We start from the raw sequence: 17,357 nt of genomic DNA on the forward strand, positions 1-17,357 counted from the left end.
CTTTGGGGAACGTTTCCTTGCACTGCCCCTCCTGCGGCGCTGACGCCCAAGAATCCTCCCGTTTCTGTCCCGCTTGCGGCGCGACGCTCGTGCGCGCGCCCGACGCGGACGAGTACGTCGGCAAGACGATTGCCTACAAGTACCGGGTCGAGGCCCTCATTGGCGAGGGCGGTATGGGCAAGGTGTACCGCGCCCGTCAGCTCGCCCTGGACAAGGTGGTGGTGCTGAAGGTGCTGCGGCACACGCTGCTGTCGGACGAGCGCACCGTGGCGCGCTTCCAGCGCGAGGCCAAGGCCGCCAGCCGCCTCAACCACCCCAACTCCATCAGCGTGCTCGACTTCGGGCAGGCCGAGGACGGCGCCCTCTACATCGCCATGGAGTACGTGGCGGGGCAGGACCTGCACCAGATTCTCAGCCGCGAGTGGCCGCTGAGCGAGGCGCGCGTCGTGCGCATCGTCAGCCAGGTGCTGAGCGCGCTGTCGGACGCGCACGGCGCGGGTGTCATCCACCGCGACCTCAAGCCCGAGAACATCATGGTGGAGCCCCGGCGCAACGAGCCGGACTTCGTCAAGGTGCTCGACTTCGGCATCGCGAAGATCACCGACTCCACGGATGACGGGCCGGCGCTCACGCGTGCGGGCTTCGTGTGCGGCACCCCCGAGTACATGTCGCCCGAGCAGGCGCGGGGCTCGCAGCTGGACCACCGCTCCGACCTGTACGCGGTGGGCGTCATCCTCTACCAGCTGATGACGGGCCTGCTGCCCTTCGAGTCCGACTCGGCGGTGGGCTTCGCCACCAAGCACCTCACCGAGGAGCCACCACCGCCCTCGCGCCGGCGGCCGGACGCTCGCATCTCCCCGGCCATGGAGCGGCTCATCCTGCGGGCGCTGTCCAAGAATCCCGCGGACCGGCCCGCCAGCGCCGAGGCCTTCAAGGCCGAGCTCCAGGCCGTGGACAAGGAGCGCCGCCGGATGGACTCGGCGCCGCGCCGCGCGGCGAATTCGTCGGCGGTGCTGGCACCGCTGCCGCGCAAGTCCGCCGCCGGCCCGCAGCCGCAGGGGGACGGTCGCGACGCCACGCTGCCAGGGTGGGGCAACGAAGTGACGATGGAGGCGACCGTGCGCGCCCTGCCGGGGGTGCTGGAGCCGCTGCCGGCGAACGCCGAGGCGATGGACGTCGCCCGGGAGCAGACGGATTCGCTCGTCCACACCCAGCCCGGTGCCGGTGGCAGCGGCGGCGTGGCCTTCTTCTTCAAGTCGCTGACCATCCTCCTGGTGGTCGCGGCGGCGGGGTTCTTCGCCTACTACTTCTTCATGGGAGCGGGCAGCGGGGCGCAGGACCTGCCGTATGCCCTGCCCAACAACGCGCCGGTGCCCGCGGGCTCCTCCAACAACCTCACCGCCGTGGGTGCCAGCCCGGACGTGCCGCTCTATGACCGGGCGATTGTCTCGGGCGAGCGCAACGTGGAGCGCGCGCTGGAGCTGGCGCGAGAAGGGGACAAGGCCCTGCAGCGCGCTGACGTGGGCCTGGCGGCGACCAAGTACCGCGAGGCCTTCAGCCGCAGCGGGGACCCGGAGCTGGCGCTGAAGCTGGGCGAGGTCTACTGGCACCGCCAGAATCCCGACAAGGAAGAGGCGCGAGGCTGGTGGAACCGCCACCTGCGTGAGCAGCCCGCGTCCAAGGCGCGCGCCCTCATCGAGCAGCGGCTGAACGGCACCGTGGCACAGCCCGCCTCGCCGTAGCGGCTCGGGCGGAGGTGCCGCGGCGGGCTCCCGGGCCCAGGCGGCGGCTTCCCCGGGGCGCGAGCCGCCATTCCCAACAGAGGAGAGAGGGCGGCAAGGCCCGGGCTTCCACCGGTGACGGGTGTTGGCCGAGGTGGGTGGGCCGCCTGCGTTCAGCCCAGCGCTTCCACCTGCACCACGTGCTGCCCCAGCCGGACGCGGTCGCCCGGACGGAGCGGACGCTCCACGCCGCTGGTGAGGCGAACATAGGTGCCCAGCCCGCCGGACAGGTCGCGCAGCAGCGCGCCCGTGGGGGTGGGGGACAGCTCGCAGTGGCGCCCGGCGAGGCCCTCGTCGCCCGGGAAGCTCAGGTCACAGTGCGCCAGGCCGATGGTGAGCAGCGGCGCGGCGGTCATCACCGCGCGGCCCGCACGGCCACCGACGAGAATCTCCTCCACGCCGTAGACGGCCTGCCCCAGCGGCACCGGAGCGCCGTAGATGGCGGGGCGGCCCGACACGGGCGGCTGGGGCTCGAGGCGCCCCGTGAAGCGGAACAGCCGCTGTCCGGCGCTGAAGAGCGTGCGCGGGGTGAGCGCCTCGGTGCCGCCCACGGTGACGAAGACGCCGGACGCGCTGGACTCGTCACGCACGTACAGCGCGCCGTCCTTCACCAGGAAGGTGGCGTGCAGGGGAGACACGTAGACGTCGTCCGAGAACAGGATGGCGCCGCGCTGGCGGCCCACGACGCAGCCGGTGACAGGGAGCTTGTAGCGCTGGCCCCGGGCGGAGCCGGCGACGACGGCCAGCCCGAAGCGGGAGGCCGCCGGAGGCGCGGGCCGGGCCGGGGCGGGGGCCACGCCCGCGCGGCCAGGCATCGCGCTGTCCGGAACGGGCGGGGGCGGACGCGTGGTGGCGGGGCCCGGAGCCGGTGCGTTGCCCGTGCGGGCCACGATGCCCGGGGGCGCCGTGGGAGCGCGCCCGACGGGGGCCCGCTCCACCATCATCCCCGCGGCGGTGGGCGGCGGCGTGCGCGCGGACGGGCGCAGCCCGGGCGGAACAGCGCTGGGCGCGGGCGGAATCACGGGCTCCGCCACCTTGCCACCCGGGAAGCTGGACACCGCCACGGGACGGCTGCCGGGAGGCGTCCCCGGCCGGGCAACCGCCAGCGGGGGACGGGGGGCGGCCGTCTGGGGGGCAGGAGACTGTTCGCTCAACGCCTGGCCGCAGAGCGTGCATGCCGCCGAGCGAGGCGAGTTGTACCCGTCACAGTTCGGGCAGACCACGGCGAGGGAGGACAGCAGGAGCTGTGACATGAGCGGAGCGAATTTAGGGGGGCGCAAAACACCGGGTCAACGAAAGCGAACGCACCAACTGGGGCGTCCGAGAGGCGGGTGACGTCCAGGTGTGGGGCAACGTTGCCCCTCCGTTGTTGCAAAGTTACGATTGCTCCTCATTCGATGATTCGCCTGAACGACATCCTCCAACGGGTTTCCCAGTACCACCCCGACCCCGACCTGGACATCATCAAGAAGGCCTACGTCTACTCGGCCAAGGTCCACCAGGGGCAGCTCCGGAAGTCAGGCGAGCCCTACCTCGTCCACCCGCTGGAGGTCGCCGGCATCCTGGGCGAGCTCAAGCTGGACGAGGCGTCCATCGTCACCGGACTGCTACACGACACCATCGAGGACACGCTGGCCACGGCCGAGGAGCTGACGGAGCTCTTCGGTTCCGAGGTGGCCCACCTGGTGGATGGCGTCACCAAGCTGTCCAAGTTCTCCGCGTCCGCGAGCCTGTCGCAGGAGGAGAAGCAGGCGGAGAACTTCCGGAAGATGATCATCGCGATGGCGCAGGACATCCGCGTCATCCTGGTAAAGCTGGCGGACCGCACGCACAACATGCGGACGCTGGACCACATGTCGGAGGAGAAGCAGGCCCGCATCGCGCAGGAGACGCTCGACATCTACGCGCCGCTGGCCAACCGGCTCGGCATCTCGTGGATCAAGACGGAGCTGGAGGACCTGAGCTTCCGCTACGTGAAGCCGCAGGAGTTCTTCGCGCTCCAGGAGAAGCTGAACAAGCGCAAGAAGGAGCGGGAGAAGTACATCGAGGAGACGTGCGAGCTCATCCGCTCGAAGCTGGCCGAGCGCGGGCTGAAGGGCGAGGTGAGCGGCCGCTTCAAGCACGTCTACAGCATCTACAAGAAGATCAAGGCGCAGGGCATCGACTTCGATCAGATCCACGACATCATCGCCTTCCGCATCATCGCGCCCACGGCGCCCTCCTGTTACGAGGCGCTGGGCCTGGTGCACGAGATGTGGAAGCCGGTGCCGGGGCGCTTCAAGGACTTCATCGCGATCCCGAAGCCCAACATGTACCAGTCGCTGCACACGACCATCATCGGTCCGCTCAGCGAGCGCGTGGAGGTGCAGATCCGCACCGCGGAGATGCACAAGATCGCCGAGGAAGGCATCGCCGCGCACTGGAAGTACAAGGAGGGCAAGGCCGTCATCTCCAAGGATGACGAGAAGTTCGCCTGGCTGCGGCAGCTGATGGAGTGGCAGCAGGACCTCAAGGACCCGAAGGAGTTCCTGGAGACGGTGAAGGTGGACCTCTTCACCGACGAGGTCTTCGTCTTCACGCCCAAGGGCGACGTGCGCTCGCTGCCGCGCGGCGCCACGCCAGTGGACTTCGCCTACGCCATCCACTCGGACGTAGGCAACCGGTGCGTGGGCGCCAAGGTGAACGGGAAGATCGTCCCGCTTCGCTACAAGATGAAGAACGGGGACACGGTGGAGGTGCTCACCAGCCCCCAGCAGCACCCGTCCAAGGACTGGCTCACCTTCGTCAAGACGAGCCGCGCGCAGCAGCGCATCCGTGGCTTCATCAAGCAGCAGCAGCGCGAGAAGAGCCTCCAGCTGGGCCGTGAGCTGGCGGACCGCGAGCTCAAGCGCTTCCAGCTGAACTTCAACCGGCTGCTCAAGTCCGGCGAGATGAAGAAGGCCGCCGTCGACCTGGGCTTCCGGGTGGAAGACGACATGCTGGTGGCCATTGGCTACGGCAAGGTGACGCCGCAGCAGCTGGTTCACCGGCTCGTCCCCCAGGACAAGCTCAACGCGGTGGAGGCGGGCGCCCGCGCGGATGCCGCCTCGGCCGCCACGACGCCAGCAGGGACGGGGGGCAACTCGGTGCTGCCCGGGCTGTCGCGCGTCACCGACCTGGCGAAGCGCCTGGTGGGCCGCAGCAACCGCAGCGGCGTGCAGATTGGTGGCGTGGACGACGTCCTCGTGCGCTTCGGGCGGTGTTGCAACCCCGTCCCCGGCGACCCCATCGCCGGCTTCATCACCCGGGGACGGGGCGTTACCGTGCATACGGTCGGCTGTGAAAAGGCACTGGCCACGGACCCCGAGCGGCGCGTGGACGTGACGTGGGACGTCCGGGGCGACTTCAAGCGCCCCGTCACCCTGCGCGTCCTCACCGCGGACCGTCCGGGCCTCCTGGCGGACATCACCAACACCTTCTCCAAGAAGGGCGTCAACATCTCCCAGGCCAACTGCCGGGCCACGGGCGATGACCGGGCGGTGAACACTTTCGAGGTCATCATCTCCGACCTCAAGCAGCTCACCGACCTGATGCGGACCATCGAGCGGCTCCAGGGCGTCTACTCGGTCGAGCGCATCTAACGGCCTCGGCGTTTCGTGGTAGAGCGCCCGGAAACCCCGGGCGGTCCGTCGCGGCGGGCCGCTCCCACACCCGAGGTGTGCCGCATGGCTCGCAAGGCAATCCACTCCGACCAGGCCCCCAAGGCCATTGGCCCGTACTCCCAGGCCGTTCAGGTGGACGCGGGGAAGATGACCTTCCTCTCCGGTCAGATTCCGCTCAACCCCGCCACCATGGAGATGGTGCAGGGGGACGTCGTCGCGCAGGCGGAGCAGGTGATGGAGAACCTGAAGGCCGTGCTCGCCGCGAGCGGGCTCGACTTCGCCCACGTCGTGCGCTGCACCATCTACCTCACCAACCTGGGTGACTTCGCCCGGGTGAACGAGGTCTACGGCCGCTACTTCACCGGCGCGCCGCCGGCCCGCGCCACCGTCCAGGTGTCCGCCCTGCCGAAGGGCGCCAACGTGGAAATCGACGCCATCGCCGTCTCCTGACGCGCCTGCCCACCGCTGGAAAGACGAAGGCCGCCGGACCGCTGGGGTCCGACGGCCTTTGTCGCTTCAGGCCTCAGGGGCCCGAGCAGGCACTACTTCGAGTCGGCCACCGTGGGGCCGGCCTTCTTCAGCTCCTCATCGATGATGCGCTTGAACGCGTCGACGGGCACGGCGCCCACGAGCGTGCGGCCATTGATGAAGAACGTCGGGGTGCCGTTGGCGCCGAGGCTGGAGGCCTGGGCCATGTCCGCCTCGATCTGCGCGTTGAACTTGCCCTGGTCCAGGGCGGCCTTGAACTTGTCCATGTTCAGGCCCAGCTCCTGCGCGTACTTCTCCAGGGAGGCGCGGTCCAGCGCGCGCTGATTGGCGAAGAGCTTGTCGTGGTACTCCCAGAACTTGCCCTGCTCGTGCGCGGCCAGCGCGGCGGCGGCGGCCGGCTTGGCGTTGGCGTGGAAGGGCAGGGGCTGGTTCTTGAAGGCGACCTTGATCTTCCCGGCGTACTGGTCCTCGAGCTGCTTCAGCGTGGGCACCACGCGGCTGCAGAAGGGGCACTCGAAGTCGGAGAAGGCGACGATGGTGACGGGCGCGTTCTTCTCACCCTTCACCGGGGCGTTGCCCACGTCCACCTTCTGGACCGGCGGCTCGGCCGGGGCGCCGGGGGCGCCGGTCGGCGTCTTCGGGGCGTTGGCGACGTTCTCCGCGTTCAGCTTGGCGTAGAGCTCCTCGGGCTTGGTGCCGGCGGCCAGCAGCTTGTCGGCCTTGGCGATCTCCTCGTCGATGACGCGCTTGAAGGCGTCGAAGGGCTGCGCGCCCACGAACTCACGGCCGTTGATGAAGAACGTCGGGGTGCCGTTGGCGCCCAGGGCGTTGCCAGCGGCCGAGTCGGCCTCCACCTTCGCCTTGAACTTGCCCTGGTCCAGGGCGGCCTTGAACTTGGCGACGTTCAGGCCCAGCTCCTGCGCGTACTTCTCCAGCGAGGCGCGGTCCAGGGCCTTCTGGTTGGCGAAGAGCTTGTCGTGGTACTCCCAGAACTTGCCCTGCTCGTGCGCGGCGTGCGAGGCCTCGGCGGCCAGCTTCGCGTTCGGGTGGAAGGGCAGCGGCTGGTGACGGAACACCACGCGCACGTCCTTGGCGTAGGTCTCCTTGATCTTCGCCAGGGTGGGGCCCACGCGGCTGCAGAAGGGGCACTCGAAGTCGGACCACTCGACGATGGTCACCTTGGCGGTGGCCGGGCCGAAGGAGGGGGAGTCCGCGGGGATGTCCACCTTCTGGACCTTGGCGGCGGGCTGCTGCGGCTGCGCCTTGGGCGCGGCGCGCTCGGCGCCCTTCGCGATGATGGTCTCGTAGACCTTGCTGCGCGGCGTGCCGCTCTTCACCAGGGCCTCCGCCTTGGCCTTCTCCTCGTCGATGAGGGCCTCGAAGTTGGCGATGGGCTGCGCGCCCGACAGGAAGCGGCCGTTGATGAAGAAGGCCGGGGTGCCGCTGGCGCCCAGCTGGCTGGCCAGGGCCTGGTCGCGGGTGATGATGTCCTGGTACTTGGGGTTGGCCAGCTCGGCCTTCCACTTCTCGACGTTCAGGCCCACGTCCTTCGCGTACTGCTCCAGGGAGGCGTCATCGAGCTTCTTCTGATTGGCGAAGAGCTTGGCGTGGTACTCCCAGTACTTGCCCTGCTCACCGGCCGCCATCGCGGCGATGGCCGCGGGCTTGGCGCGGGGGTGGAAGGACAGGGGGTTCTGCTTCATCACCACGCGCAGGTCCTTGCCGTACTTCGCCTGCAGCTTCTCGATGGTGACGTTGGCCCGGCTGCAGAAGGGGCACTCGTAGTCGGAGAACTCGACCACGGTGACGAGCGCGTCAGCGCTGCCGTGGCTGGGCGAGTTATCAATGGGGACCTTGTAGACGGTAGGGTCCACCGGCCGACGGCCACCCGGCGCCTGAGCGGCGGGAGAGTTCGGTGCGGCCTTGGCGGACTCGGACTTCGCGGACGGGCCGGTCGTGACGCGGCCTCCGACGAACCCGAGCACCAGGCCGACCAGCAGGGCCACGATGACATTGGGCTTCATGAGTGGGTCATGCTCCTTCGCCATGGGGCCGGCATTGTGGGCCCGAGCGGGTTTTCAACGAGGGCAGAGGGCGGCGGTCTTAACAGAGGGAATTCCAGACGCGCAAGCAAGCCGGTCTAGCCTTCCAGGGAGCCGAGCCCCCCTAGGGGCCCCAAAACTTGGGAGACCTCAGAAAAATTCCGTCAGAGTCTCGATCATGGACGCCGACGTGCGCATCGATGCCCGGGGCACCTTGTGTCCCATGCCCATCCTGGAGCTCGCCAAGGCCATGAGAGCACTGGCGCCAGGGACGCTGGTGGAGGTCGTCGCCACGGACCGCGGGCTGGAGGCCGACCTTCCGGCGTGGTGCGAGGCTACGGGGAATCCACTGGTCCGCATGGAGCGGCGGGAGCAGTGCTACGTGGGCTGGGTGCGAAAGGCGGGCTGAGCGGCGCCCGGCCCGCCGGGCGCCTCAGAGCATCTGGAGGACGCGATCTTCCAGGCGCTGCCCGCGGCTGACGCCGAGGATGAGCACGTCGTGCTGGAGCAGGTGCCGCACGACCTGGCTGATGACCTCCTCGGGCGCCACGCCGCCGCTGAAGCGCACGCGCAGCACGGTGTCGCTCTCCATGCGCGCGTCGGTGACGTGGGTCATCGCGGTGAGCTCGGGGATGAGCACGGTGCCGCGGGCGATCTGCACGCGGAACTCGGCGCCCTGGCCGGTGAGCTCGGACATGCTGCCGGCCTGCGCGAGCGTGCCCTTGTCGAGGATGGCGGCGGCGTCACAGAGCTCCTCCAGCTCCTGGAGGTTGTGGCTGGACACCACCACCGTCTGGCGGCCCTTCATGTCGCGGATGACCTGGCGCACCTGGGCGGCGATGCGCGGATCCAGGCCGGCGGTGGGCTCGTCCAGCAGCACCAGCGGCGGGTTGCCCATGAGCGCCTGCGCCATGGCGGCGCGCTTGGCCATGCCGTGGCTGAGCGCCTGCGTCTGGACGTTCCAGGCCTCGCCGAGGCCCACCTTGTCCAGGGCCTCGCGGGCCTCGCGCTGGGGCTCGGCGAGCGCGGACAGGCGGGCCCAGTACGTCAGCAGGGCACCCACCTCCCAGCCGGGCGGCAGCACGGCGTCCTGGGGCAGCGCGCCCAGCCGGCCCTTGAGGGCGCCCGGCGTGGTGGGGTCCACGTCCATGACCTTGAGCGTGCCCTCGGAAGGGTAGAGGTAGCCGCACATCATGGAGAAGGTGGTCGTCTTGCCGGCGCCGTTGGGCCCGATGAGGCCGTACACCGCGCCCCGGGGCACGCTGAAGCTGACGCCGTTGACGGCCACCTTGGGGCCGAAGCGCTTGGAGACGCCGAACAGTTCAATGGCCACGTCGCTCACAGGTCCCTCGCGCGCAGGATGCCGTAGGCCGCCACCAGGAAGACGAGCGCGAAGCCCGCGTAGGCGGCTCCGCTCGCGCCGAACTGCGCCAGGCCCGGATGCAGCAGGTCGCCGGCGTAGTACGACGGTGACAGGTAACGCAGGAAGCGCAGGCTGCCCGTGTCACCCGAGGCCCGGCCGATGGTGTCCATCAGCCAGAAGACGAACAGCAGGATGAAGTTGAAGACCAGGCTCACCGCGGGCGAGCGGAACAGGCTGGAGCAGAGCGTCGTGAGCGCCACGTAGGCCAGCGAGAAGACGATGGCCGCCAGCCAGAACTTCAGAAGGTTGAGCGCCATGGTCGCGAAGCCGAAGTCCGGGTTGGCGACGCGGGCGTACACGAAGATGGCCAGGTCGATGATGAGCACCAGCCCGAGCAGCAGCGTCGCCTGCGTGAGGAACTTGCCCAGCAGCACCGACGAGCGCCGGGCGCGCACCGTGAGGTAGCGCATGGAGCGCGGGCCCACCTCACCGCTGATCTGGTCGAAGCCCATCAGCGCGATGTAGGCCGGCAGGAAGAAGAGGGTGATCTTGAAGACGGCCAGCACCTCGAGCGGCACCTGCTCCAGCGCCTCGATCATCGCGCTGTCGTTGCTGGTGAGGAAGCCCAGCACGCCCTTGCGCATCTCCTCGTTGAATTGCTCCGAGGCGCTCGCGTCCGCGCCCTCCAACTGCTTGGCGACGGCGCTGCGGATCTCGCCCGCGATCCAGCCCACCACCAGCAGGACCAGCGCGGAGAACATGCTGTAGAGGCCGAGCAGCACCACCGTGCGGCCACTGCGCACGGCCCGGCGGAGCTCGGCGCTCCAGATCACCAATGTCTCTTTCAATCCGTCCAAGGTGTGGGGGAACCTAGCGGAGATGCGCACCCGTCCGCCAAGTTTCTGATTGCAGCGTCCGTGGACAGCGCGCCCCCAGCCGGTAGGATTCGGGCCCGCGCTCACCCCCCGGAGCCCACCCGCAGCAATGAGCATCCATCGCCGTCTCCTGACCGCCGCTGCGCTGTTCCCCCTCGTCGCCCTGCTCGGATTGGCGGCGCCGGAGTCCGTCCCGCCGGCCCCTGGGGCCGACGATGGGGGGATAGGTGTCGTCGCCCAGACGGACGCCGGCGCGGCGGCTGCCAACCCCGCGCAGGACGCGGGCACGTCGGACGCGGTGTCCGCCGCGGCGGTGCTGGGCGGCGCGCCGGATGGCGGCCTCGCGGCCCTGGCGGCGGAGCCGGGCATGGTGCCCCCGGCGCCGGTGCCCTCGCGTGAGAAGGCGCCGCCCATCGCCAAGGTGAAGCCGCTGGCGAAGAAGGTGGACCTGCTGGCCCGCGCGACGCTGGAGGGCGAGACGCTGGTGGTGAAGGAGAAGGGCGGCGCGAAGAAGCGCCTCACCATCGACCCGGTGCTGCAGGCGTCGCTGACGAAGATCCTCCGCACCTATGAAGTCCCCTACGGCGCGGCGGTGGTGCTGGAGCCCTCCACGGGGCGCGTGCTGGCGCTAGCGGAGCACTCCGCGGCGCAGCCGGAGCTGCGCGGCCTGCCGGTGCGCGCGGTGTTCCCCGCGGCCAGCGTGTTCAAGATCATCACCGGCAGCGCGCTGCTCGAGGCCGGCGTCACCCCGGAAACGGAGGAGTGCTTCCACGGTGGCAAGCGACGCCTCTCCGAGAAGCTGCTGGTGGACAGCGAGAAGGACGGCTCCTGCTATTCGCTGGCGATGGCCATGGGCAAGAGCGCCAACGTCATCTTCGCCAAGCTGACGAGCAAGCACCTCACGGTGGACGCGCTGCGCCGCATGGCCGCCCGCTTCCGCTTCAACCGCGAGATTGACTTCCCCGTCCCGACGGACGTGTCGCTGGCCGCCATCCCCGAGGAGTCCTTCGGCCTGGCCAACACCGGCGCTGGCTTCGGGGACGTGTACCTGTCTCCGCTCCACGGCGCGCTGGTGGCCGCGGTGGCGGCCAACGAGGGGCGCTGGGTGGACCCCGTCCTCATCGAGCCCGAGGGGCCCGCGCCGCTGCTCCCGGCCGAGGGCGAGCCCGTGCTCACGCCGGCGGTGGCGAAGGACCTGACCACCCTGATGGAGACGACCGTCACCCACGGCACCGCGCGCAGCGTGTTCCGCGAGCGCGGGTTCCGCGTCGAGGACGCCGTGGGCAAGACGGGCTCGCTGGCGGACCGGGAGCCGTTCCGGGACTACTCCTGGTTCGTGGGCTTCGCGCCCAAGGACAACCCGCGCGTCGCGGTGGCCGCGCTCATCGTCAATGATCCGAAGTGGCGCATCCGCGCGCCGTGGCTGGGCCGCGAGGCGCTGCGCCTGGGCCTGGAGCGCCTTCCCGCGCCGGTGGAAGTGACGGCCCCGGCCTCCGCCGCGGGCAAGCACTGAGGGGACGGCGCGTCAGCGGGGCGCCAGCTTGACCAGCCCCGCGTCCACGAAGCCCGCGAAGAACTTCAGCGCGTCCAGCTCCTGGAGCGGTGACACGTGGACGATGGCGGCCACGTCGCGTCGGCCGTCGATGCGGGACAGCAGGTAGCGCTCCGGGGCCGAGAGCTGGAGCGTCTTCAGGTGCGCGGGCGCCACCTGGAGGGTGGGGACCCGAGGCGGCTCGGCCAGCTCCCGGCGCAGGTGCACCAGCAGCTTCTCCTGCGCCGCCTTGACGAACTCCGCCGTGCGGGGGGAGGGCGCCATCTCATGCGCGCGCCGGGCCAGCGCCTCACCGTCCCGGACGTTGCCGGCATCGAGGAAGAGCTGCGCGGCCTGGAGCACCTCGTCCGACGAGGTCTCCGAGCCGATGACGCCGGTGTCCTGCTCCTCCTCCACCACGACGGACGTCTCGTCGGCGGGGGGCTCGTCGGAGACCTTCACCGCGTCCAGCCGGTAGAGCGCGTACAGGCGCTGATAGAGGAAGAAGTCCGTGGCGTGCAGCGCCAGGGCGATGCCGTCGATGGTGAGGCCTTCCTTGATGAGCGCGACGATGCGCTCGTCCATGCTGCCGGGCTTGCGCTCGGGCAGCTTGCGCTCGTCCACCGAGAGCCGGACGGCGCCGGACGGAAAGACGGCGCGGATGGCCTGCCAGGCGGTCTCCCGGAACTCGCCCTCGCGGTGGATGTCCAGCAGGTCCACGCTGACGTCCAGGCCCGCGACCTCCGGCGCCGTGTCCGCGGCCTCGAAGACGAAGCCGCCGTCCTCCCAGTGGAAGGCGTCGAGAATCATCTCCCGGAACTTGTGGCTGAGCGTGCCGCGGACGGTGGGCTCCGGCACCAGCCCCGTCATCACCAAGATCTTCCCCAGGAAGATGCGCGTCGCCGCCTGGGTGGAGAAGGCCTTCTCGAGCTGATCCTCCGTCAGGTGCCCCATATTGATGAGGAACTGACCGAAGAACTCGCGCGGCTGGTTGGAACTGGCGCTGACCACGTGGCCCTCGCGCAGTTCGAGTTGCTTGCGTACGTCCCCACGCTCCACCTTCAGGGACCCCGTCGCTCGCCGGTTCCCCAGATAGACGACGAGGTCCTTGAGAGGCATCGTCGAGAAGTCGCCAGACAAGCCACGCATCAACCGCCCATCCTGCCCCGCATGCGCGTCGATATCTACTCGAAACCCAACTGCTCCCTCTGCGACAAGGCGGCTGCCGTCGTGGCGTCCGTCCAAGCCCGCATCCCCTTCGAGCTACGGATCATCTCCATCCTGGAGGACCCTGAGGCCTTCGCCCGGTGGCGTTACGACATCCCCGTGGTCGTCATCGATGGCGTGCCCGCCTTCATCCACCGTGTGGACCCCGCCGAGCTCGAGGCGAGGCTGCATGAGGTCAAAGGTGGCACAGCCATTGCTAAAACCGCTGCCCAGGATGGGTAGCAGGGTTCCCTTCCCTAGTAAATCCGGGGGGATGGGGCAGTCAGGACGGGGTGCGAGGCTGTAATTCCGGGGGAGGGCCTCCAGAAGCGGCGGAGAAATCTTCACGCGGGAAGGTGGAACGGTGGGTGTGAGAAGGAAACGGATGGGCAAGGCGGGGCAGCCGCCCACCGTGCTCGTCGTCGAGCCCCGAGCAACGGACCTGGAGCGGACCCGGTTGCTCCTGGCGGAGGCGGGCTTCCGGGTGGTGCCGGTGACGCGCTTCGACGCGGCGGTGCCGCTCTTCGAGGTCATCCGTCCGTCCGCGGTGCTGCTGGCCGCGCAGGCCCCGGACTTCGCGGCCGTGCAGGTGGCTCGCCGGCTGCGGCAGCTCAGCCATGGCGCGGTGCCGCTGCTCTACCTGGTGGATGAGCAGGACGTGGAGGCCCGGCGCTACTGCCTGGAGCGTGGGCAGTGCGTGGACCTGGTGCCCCGCTCGGGCAGTGGCTCGGAGCTGGCCATGAAGCTCCATGCGCAGCTCCAGCTGAAGGACGCCGTGCTGCGGGCCGCCGCGGGGGAGGAGGCGGGGACGGCGCAGGCGCTCCATGACCCGGCGACCGGGCTCTACAACCGGCCCTTCCTGCTGGAGCTCATCAGCCTGGAGGCCCGGCGGGCGGAGCGCTACGGCGGAGGCTTCTCCGTGGTGGCGGCCGAGGTGGGGGGCTGGGCGGCCTTCCGCAAGGAGTTCGGGCGCGGCATGGCGGAGCGTCTGCTGGTCTACAGCGCGGTGGTGCTCGGGCAGACGGTGCGCGAGGCGGACGCGGTGGCACGCGTGGGTGACTGTCAATTCGCGCTGATGCTGCCGGGAACGCCCGCGGAGTCGGTGCAGGAGGTGGTATCCCGCGTGGCGGCGCGCTTCGAGACGGCGCGCTTCCAGGTCGAGGGCAAGGTGGTGCGCACCTCGCTGGAGCTGGGGACGGTGAGCTTCCCGGACTCGGTGGGGACGCCCACGCAGTTGTTGCGCGCGGCGCAGCAGGACATGCGCCGTGCACGTGAGTTTCGCCGAATGGTCGGGAGCGCGTCCCGGCTATCGGTCTGAGGGCGGGTAGGACTTCGATGCAGCGGGCGAGTGGAGGCGAGGGGATGGACCGGATCGCGGTACTGGTGGTGGATGACGAAGAGTCTGTGCGCACGTTCCTTTCCGAGCTGCTCGGCAGCGCGGGCTACCAGGTGCGCTGTGCCGCCAGCGGCACCCAGGCGTTGGAGATGCTGTCGGGTGGCTCCTTCGACGCGGTGCTCCTGGACGTGGTGATGCCGGAGATGAGCGGCCTGGAGGTGCTGCGCCGCTACCAGTCCATGGGCGGCGGCGCGCCGGTCATCGTGTTGAGCGCGCTGGCGGGAGCGGACGACGCCGTCCGAGCGCTGAAGATGGGCGCCAGCGACTACCTGGCGAAGCCGTTTGGCAATGACGAGTTGCAGGATGCGCTCGCCCGTGCCCTGGGGACGCGGGCCCCGGAGCGTCAGGCCGCGGCGCCCGTCCTGCCCCAGCGCGGCGTGCTGCCGGTGGTGGATGCGTCCATGGAGCCGCGCGTGCTCATCTCGACGTCGCCGGCCATGCGCCGCGCTCGCGCGCTGGTGGAGCGCATCGCGGACACCGACGTGCCGGTGCTGCTCCTGGGCGAGTCCGGTACGGGCAAGGAGGTCATCGCGCGGGAGATCCACGCGCGCAGCCAGCGGCGCAGCCGCCCCTTCATCAAGGTGAACTGCGCGGCGCTGCCCGGTGAGCTGCTGGAGAGCGAGCTGTTCGGCCACGAGCGCGGCGCCTTCACCGGCGCCACGGCCGAGAAGCCGGGCAAGTTCGAGCTGGCCGACGAGGGCACCATCTTCCTGGACGAGATTGGCGAGATGGCCATCCGGCTCCAGGCCAAGCTGCTCCAGGTCCTCCAGGACGAGGAGTTCTTCCGCGTCGGCGGCAAGAAGAGCGTGCGCGTGGACAGCCGCGTCGTCGTGGCCACCAACCGCGACCTGGAGAAGGAAATCGCGCTGGGCAACTTCCGCGAGGACCTCTTCTACCGCCTCAACGTGGTGGCCATCCGCCTGCCGCCGCTGCGCGAGCGCCGCGAGGACGTGGTGCCGCTGACCGACCACTTCCTGAAGAAGTACGGCCGCGGCTATCTCAGCGGCGTGTCCGAGCTGCCCACGGAGGTGCTGCACGCCTTCGCGGACTACGACTGGCCGGGCAACGTGCGCGAGCTGGAGAACATGGTCCGCCGGCTGTGCGTGCTGAAGGACCCGACGCTGGTGCTGGACGAGCTGCGTGCCGCCGTCCGCACGCCGGCGAGCGCCCCGTCGCTGCCCACGTCCTACGCGGGGGATGACGGAGGCCCGTTCGGCCGCGCGCATGACGAGGGCTTCCGCACGCCGCCGCCCTCGGTGCAGGTGCTGGAGATGCCGTCGCGGGGGGCCGCCTTCGGCCTGGCCTCCGTGTCTCCGTTGCCGCCGCCCTCGCACGCGCCCATTCCGATGGAGCCCGCGAACGCGGTGGTGCCCGCGCCGCGCTACGTCAATCCCTTCGACGTGCCGCAGCCGCCGCCTCCGCCCGCGCCCACCGGCGAGCTGTCGCTGAAGGACATTGGCAAGCGGGCGGCGATGCTGGCCGAGCGTGAGGCGATTCTCGCCATGCTCCAACGCACCGCGTGGAACAAGCGGCGAGCGGCCACCAAGCTGCGCATCAGCTACAAGGCGCTCCTCTACAAAATCAAGGAGTGCGGCATCATCGACCCGCGCGCCAGCGCGGAGCTGTAGGCCCCTCCAGCCTCCACTTGCACAGTCCCCGCGGTCTCGCTATCGCGGGGACATGACGCCTCCTCTCGTCCTCCTGGGGTCCGGGTACACGCTCACGCGGTTCGCGGTGGCGGAGGCCCGCGCGGGCCGTGATGTGCGGGCGGCCACGCGAGATGCCACGCGCCGCGCCGAGCTGGAGCGCGCGGGCGCCCGCGTCACCTCCCTGGAAGAAGCGCTGACGCAGACGGCGGGGGCGCACGTCGTCGTCTCCGTGCCGCCCGAGGCGGGGCTGGATGACCGCATCGCCTCGGCGCTGGCGGAGCGTCCGCCCGAGCGGCTCATCTACCTCTCGTCCACGGGGGTCTACGGCCGGGCGCGGGGCCACGTGGACGAGGACACGCCCGTGGAGCTGTCCACGCCGTCGGCGCGCGCGCGCATCGACGCGGAGTCCCGCTTCCTGCCACTGGGCGCGATGGTGATGCGCATCGCCGGCATCTACGGGCCCGGACGCAGCATGCACACGCGGCTGCTCTCCGGCGCGCTCCGGCTCCCGGAGGGGGGCGGTGGGCGCATCTCCCGCATCCACGTGGACGACCTGGTGGACGCCATCCGCGTGGTGCTGGTGCGGGGAGACGCGGGCGCCGTCTACTGCGTCGCGGATGATCGCGCCGCGCCCACCGAGGAGCCGGTGGCCTGGCTCTGCCAGCGGCTGGGCGTGCCGATGCCGCCCCGCGTTCCCCTGGAGAGCCTCAACGAGACGGTGCGGGGCGATAGGGCCGTGTCGAACGCACGCCTGCGGACGCTGGGCTGGGCGCCTCGCTACCCGGACTTCATCGCGGGGTACACGGCGATGCTGGAGGCCGAGGGCCGTCACGCGGGGCCTTCGCGCATCACCCTGCGCAGGCTCCAGCCCGATGACGTGGAGGTGTTCCGCGCGCTGCGGCTGCGCGGGCTCCAGGACAGTCCGGAGGCCTTCGCGGCCTCGCTGGAGGAGGACGCGGCGCTGCCGCTGGACGCCCTGCGTGGCTGGCTTTCGGGCACGTCCCAGTGCGTCCTGGGCGCCTTCGATGGCGAGCACCTGGTGGGCGTGCTGGGCCTGAAGCGCGAGGCCCGGGCCAAGCTGGCGCACAAGGCCGTGGTGTGGGGCATGTACGTGGTCCCCGAGGCCCGCTCGCGGGGCGTGGGCCGCCGGTTGCTCTCCGCCCTCATCGAGGAGGCGCGGAAGATGGGCGGCATCCAGTGCCTGCTGCTCGGCGTCGCGGTGGGGAACGCGCCGGCGCATGCGCTGTACCGGTCGATGGGGTTCCGGACCTATGGCGTGGAGCCGCACGCGCTGAGGGTGGGGGAGACCTTCGTCGACGAGGAGCTGATGGTCCTCACCCTCTGAGTCGCATGGCCGCCCGAGGGCGTCTCGCGTCCTCCCGGG

Annotated in this window: 14 protein-coding genes; 9 read left to right on the forward strand and 5 right to left on the reverse strand. The window is 70.2% G+C overall.

Features of this window, described 5'->3' with window-relative positions:
- Window positions 1-17: 17 nt before the first annotated feature.
- Window positions 18-1,742: a protein kinase domain-containing protein gene (locus VZL07_RS31230; protein ID WP_426751597.1), complete on the forward strand. Its 1,725-nt coding sequence runs from the start codon at window positions 18-20 to the stop codon at window positions 1,740-1,742.
- Between the two features lie 152 nt (window positions 1,743-1,894).
- Here VZL07_RS31230 and VZL07_RS31235 read toward each other — a convergent pair whose 3' ends face one another.
- Complete coding sequence (locus VZL07_RS31235; protein ID WP_426751598.1) at window positions 1,895-3,034, reverse strand: FHA domain-containing protein; 1,140 nt, start codon at window positions 3,032-3,034, stop codon at window positions 1,895-1,897.
- Between the two features lie 144 nt (window positions 3,035-3,178).
- Between VZL07_RS31235 and VZL07_RS31240 the strand changes: the two genes are divergently transcribed.
- The gene (locus VZL07_RS31240; RefSeq protein WP_426751599.1) at window positions 3,179-5,401 is read left to right on the forward strand and encodes a RelA/SpoT family protein; all 2,223 of its coding nucleotides are present in this window, start codon (window positions 3,179-3,181) and stop codon (window positions 5,399-5,401) included.
- Between the two features lie 75 nt (window positions 5,402-5,476).
- Window positions 5,477-5,872, forward strand: coding sequence for a RidA family protein (locus VZL07_RS31245; protein ID WP_426757412.1), 396 nt, complete (start codon window positions 5,477-5,479; stop codon window positions 5,870-5,872).
- A gap of 92 nt (window positions 5,873-5,964) precedes the next feature.
- Here the strand turns inward: VZL07_RS31245 and VZL07_RS31250 are convergent, their stop codons facing one another.
- Entirely contained in the window at window positions 5,965-7,935 is a 1,971-nt protein-coding gene (locus VZL07_RS31250; RefSeq protein ID WP_426751600.1) for a DsbA family protein, read from the reverse strand.
- Window positions 7,936-8,131: 196 nt separating this feature from the next.
- On the opposite strand from VZL07_RS31250, the gene VZL07_RS31255 reads away from it, so the two are divergent.
- Window positions 8,132-8,362, forward strand: coding sequence for a sulfurtransferase TusA family protein (locus VZL07_RS31255; RefSeq protein ID WP_426751601.1), 231 nt, complete (start codon window positions 8,132-8,134; stop codon window positions 8,360-8,362).
- A 24-nt stretch (window positions 8,363-8,386) separates the two neighbouring features.
- Here the strand turns inward: VZL07_RS31255 and VZL07_RS31260 are convergent, their stop codons facing one another.
- Window positions 8,387-9,295, reverse strand: a complete 909-nt coding sequence (locus VZL07_RS31260; protein WP_426751602.1) for an ABC transporter ATP-binding protein — start codon at window positions 9,293-9,295, stop codon at window positions 8,387-8,389.
- A complete protein-coding gene (locus VZL07_RS31265) occupies window positions 9,292-10,152 on the reverse strand; it encodes an ABC transporter permease (RefSeq protein WP_426751603.1) in 861 nt (286 codons plus the stop codon). Before VZL07_RS31265 ends, VZL07_RS31260 begins: the two co-directional genes overlap by 4 nt.
- Before the next feature lie 148 nt (window positions 10,153-10,300).
- On the opposite strand from VZL07_RS31265, the gene VZL07_RS31270 reads away from it, so the two are divergent.
- Window positions 10,301-11,704, forward strand: coding sequence for a penicillin-binding transpeptidase domain-containing protein (locus VZL07_RS31270; protein ID WP_426751604.1), 1,404 nt, complete (start codon window positions 10,301-10,303; stop codon window positions 11,702-11,704).
- A gap of 12 nt (window positions 11,705-11,716) precedes the next feature.
- Here VZL07_RS31270 and VZL07_RS31275 read toward each other — a convergent pair whose 3' ends face one another.
- Window positions 11,717-12,871 carry a DUF4388 domain-containing protein gene (locus tag VZL07_RS31275; RefSeq protein WP_426751605.1) on the reverse strand — a complete coding sequence of 385 codons (1,155 nt, stop codon included), beginning with the start codon at window positions 12,869-12,871 and terminating at the stop codon, window positions 11,717-11,719.
- A gap of 21 nt (window positions 12,872-12,892) precedes the next feature.
- Between VZL07_RS31275 and VZL07_RS31280 the strand changes: the two genes are divergently transcribed.
- The 4 genes from VZL07_RS31280 (at window position 12,893) to VZL07_RS31295 (ending at window position 17,318) form a co-directional block, all read left to right on the forward strand.
- Window positions 12,893-13,171, forward strand: coding sequence for a glutaredoxin family protein (locus VZL07_RS31280; RefSeq protein WP_426751606.1), 279 nt, complete (start codon window positions 12,893-12,895; stop codon window positions 13,169-13,171).
- A gap of 142 nt (window positions 13,172-13,313) precedes the next feature.
- Window positions 13,314-14,246: a GGDEF domain-containing protein gene (locus tag VZL07_RS31285; RefSeq protein ID WP_426757413.1), complete on the forward strand. Its 933-nt coding sequence runs from the start codon at window positions 13,314-13,316 to the stop codon at window positions 14,244-14,246.
- Between the two features lie 44 nt (window positions 14,247-14,290).
- Window positions 14,291-15,952 (forward strand): sigma 54-interacting transcriptional regulator, encoded by a 1,662-nt coding sequence (locus VZL07_RS31290; RefSeq protein ID WP_426751607.1) that lies wholly within the window; start codon window positions 14,291-14,293, stop codon window positions 15,950-15,952.
- A gap of 52 nt (window positions 15,953-16,004) precedes the next feature.
- Window positions 16,005-17,318: a GNAT family N-acetyltransferase gene (locus VZL07_RS31295; protein ID WP_426751608.1), complete on the forward strand. Its 1,314-nt coding sequence runs from the start codon at window positions 16,005-16,007 to the stop codon at window positions 17,316-17,318.
- Window positions 17,319-17,357: the final 39 nt, after the last annotated feature.

This window comes from Pseudomyxococcus flavus (assembly GCF_050038885.1).
GTDB classification, from domain to species: domain Bacteria; phylum Myxococcota; class Myxococcia; order Myxococcales; family Myxococcaceae; genus Myxococcus; species Myxococcus flavus.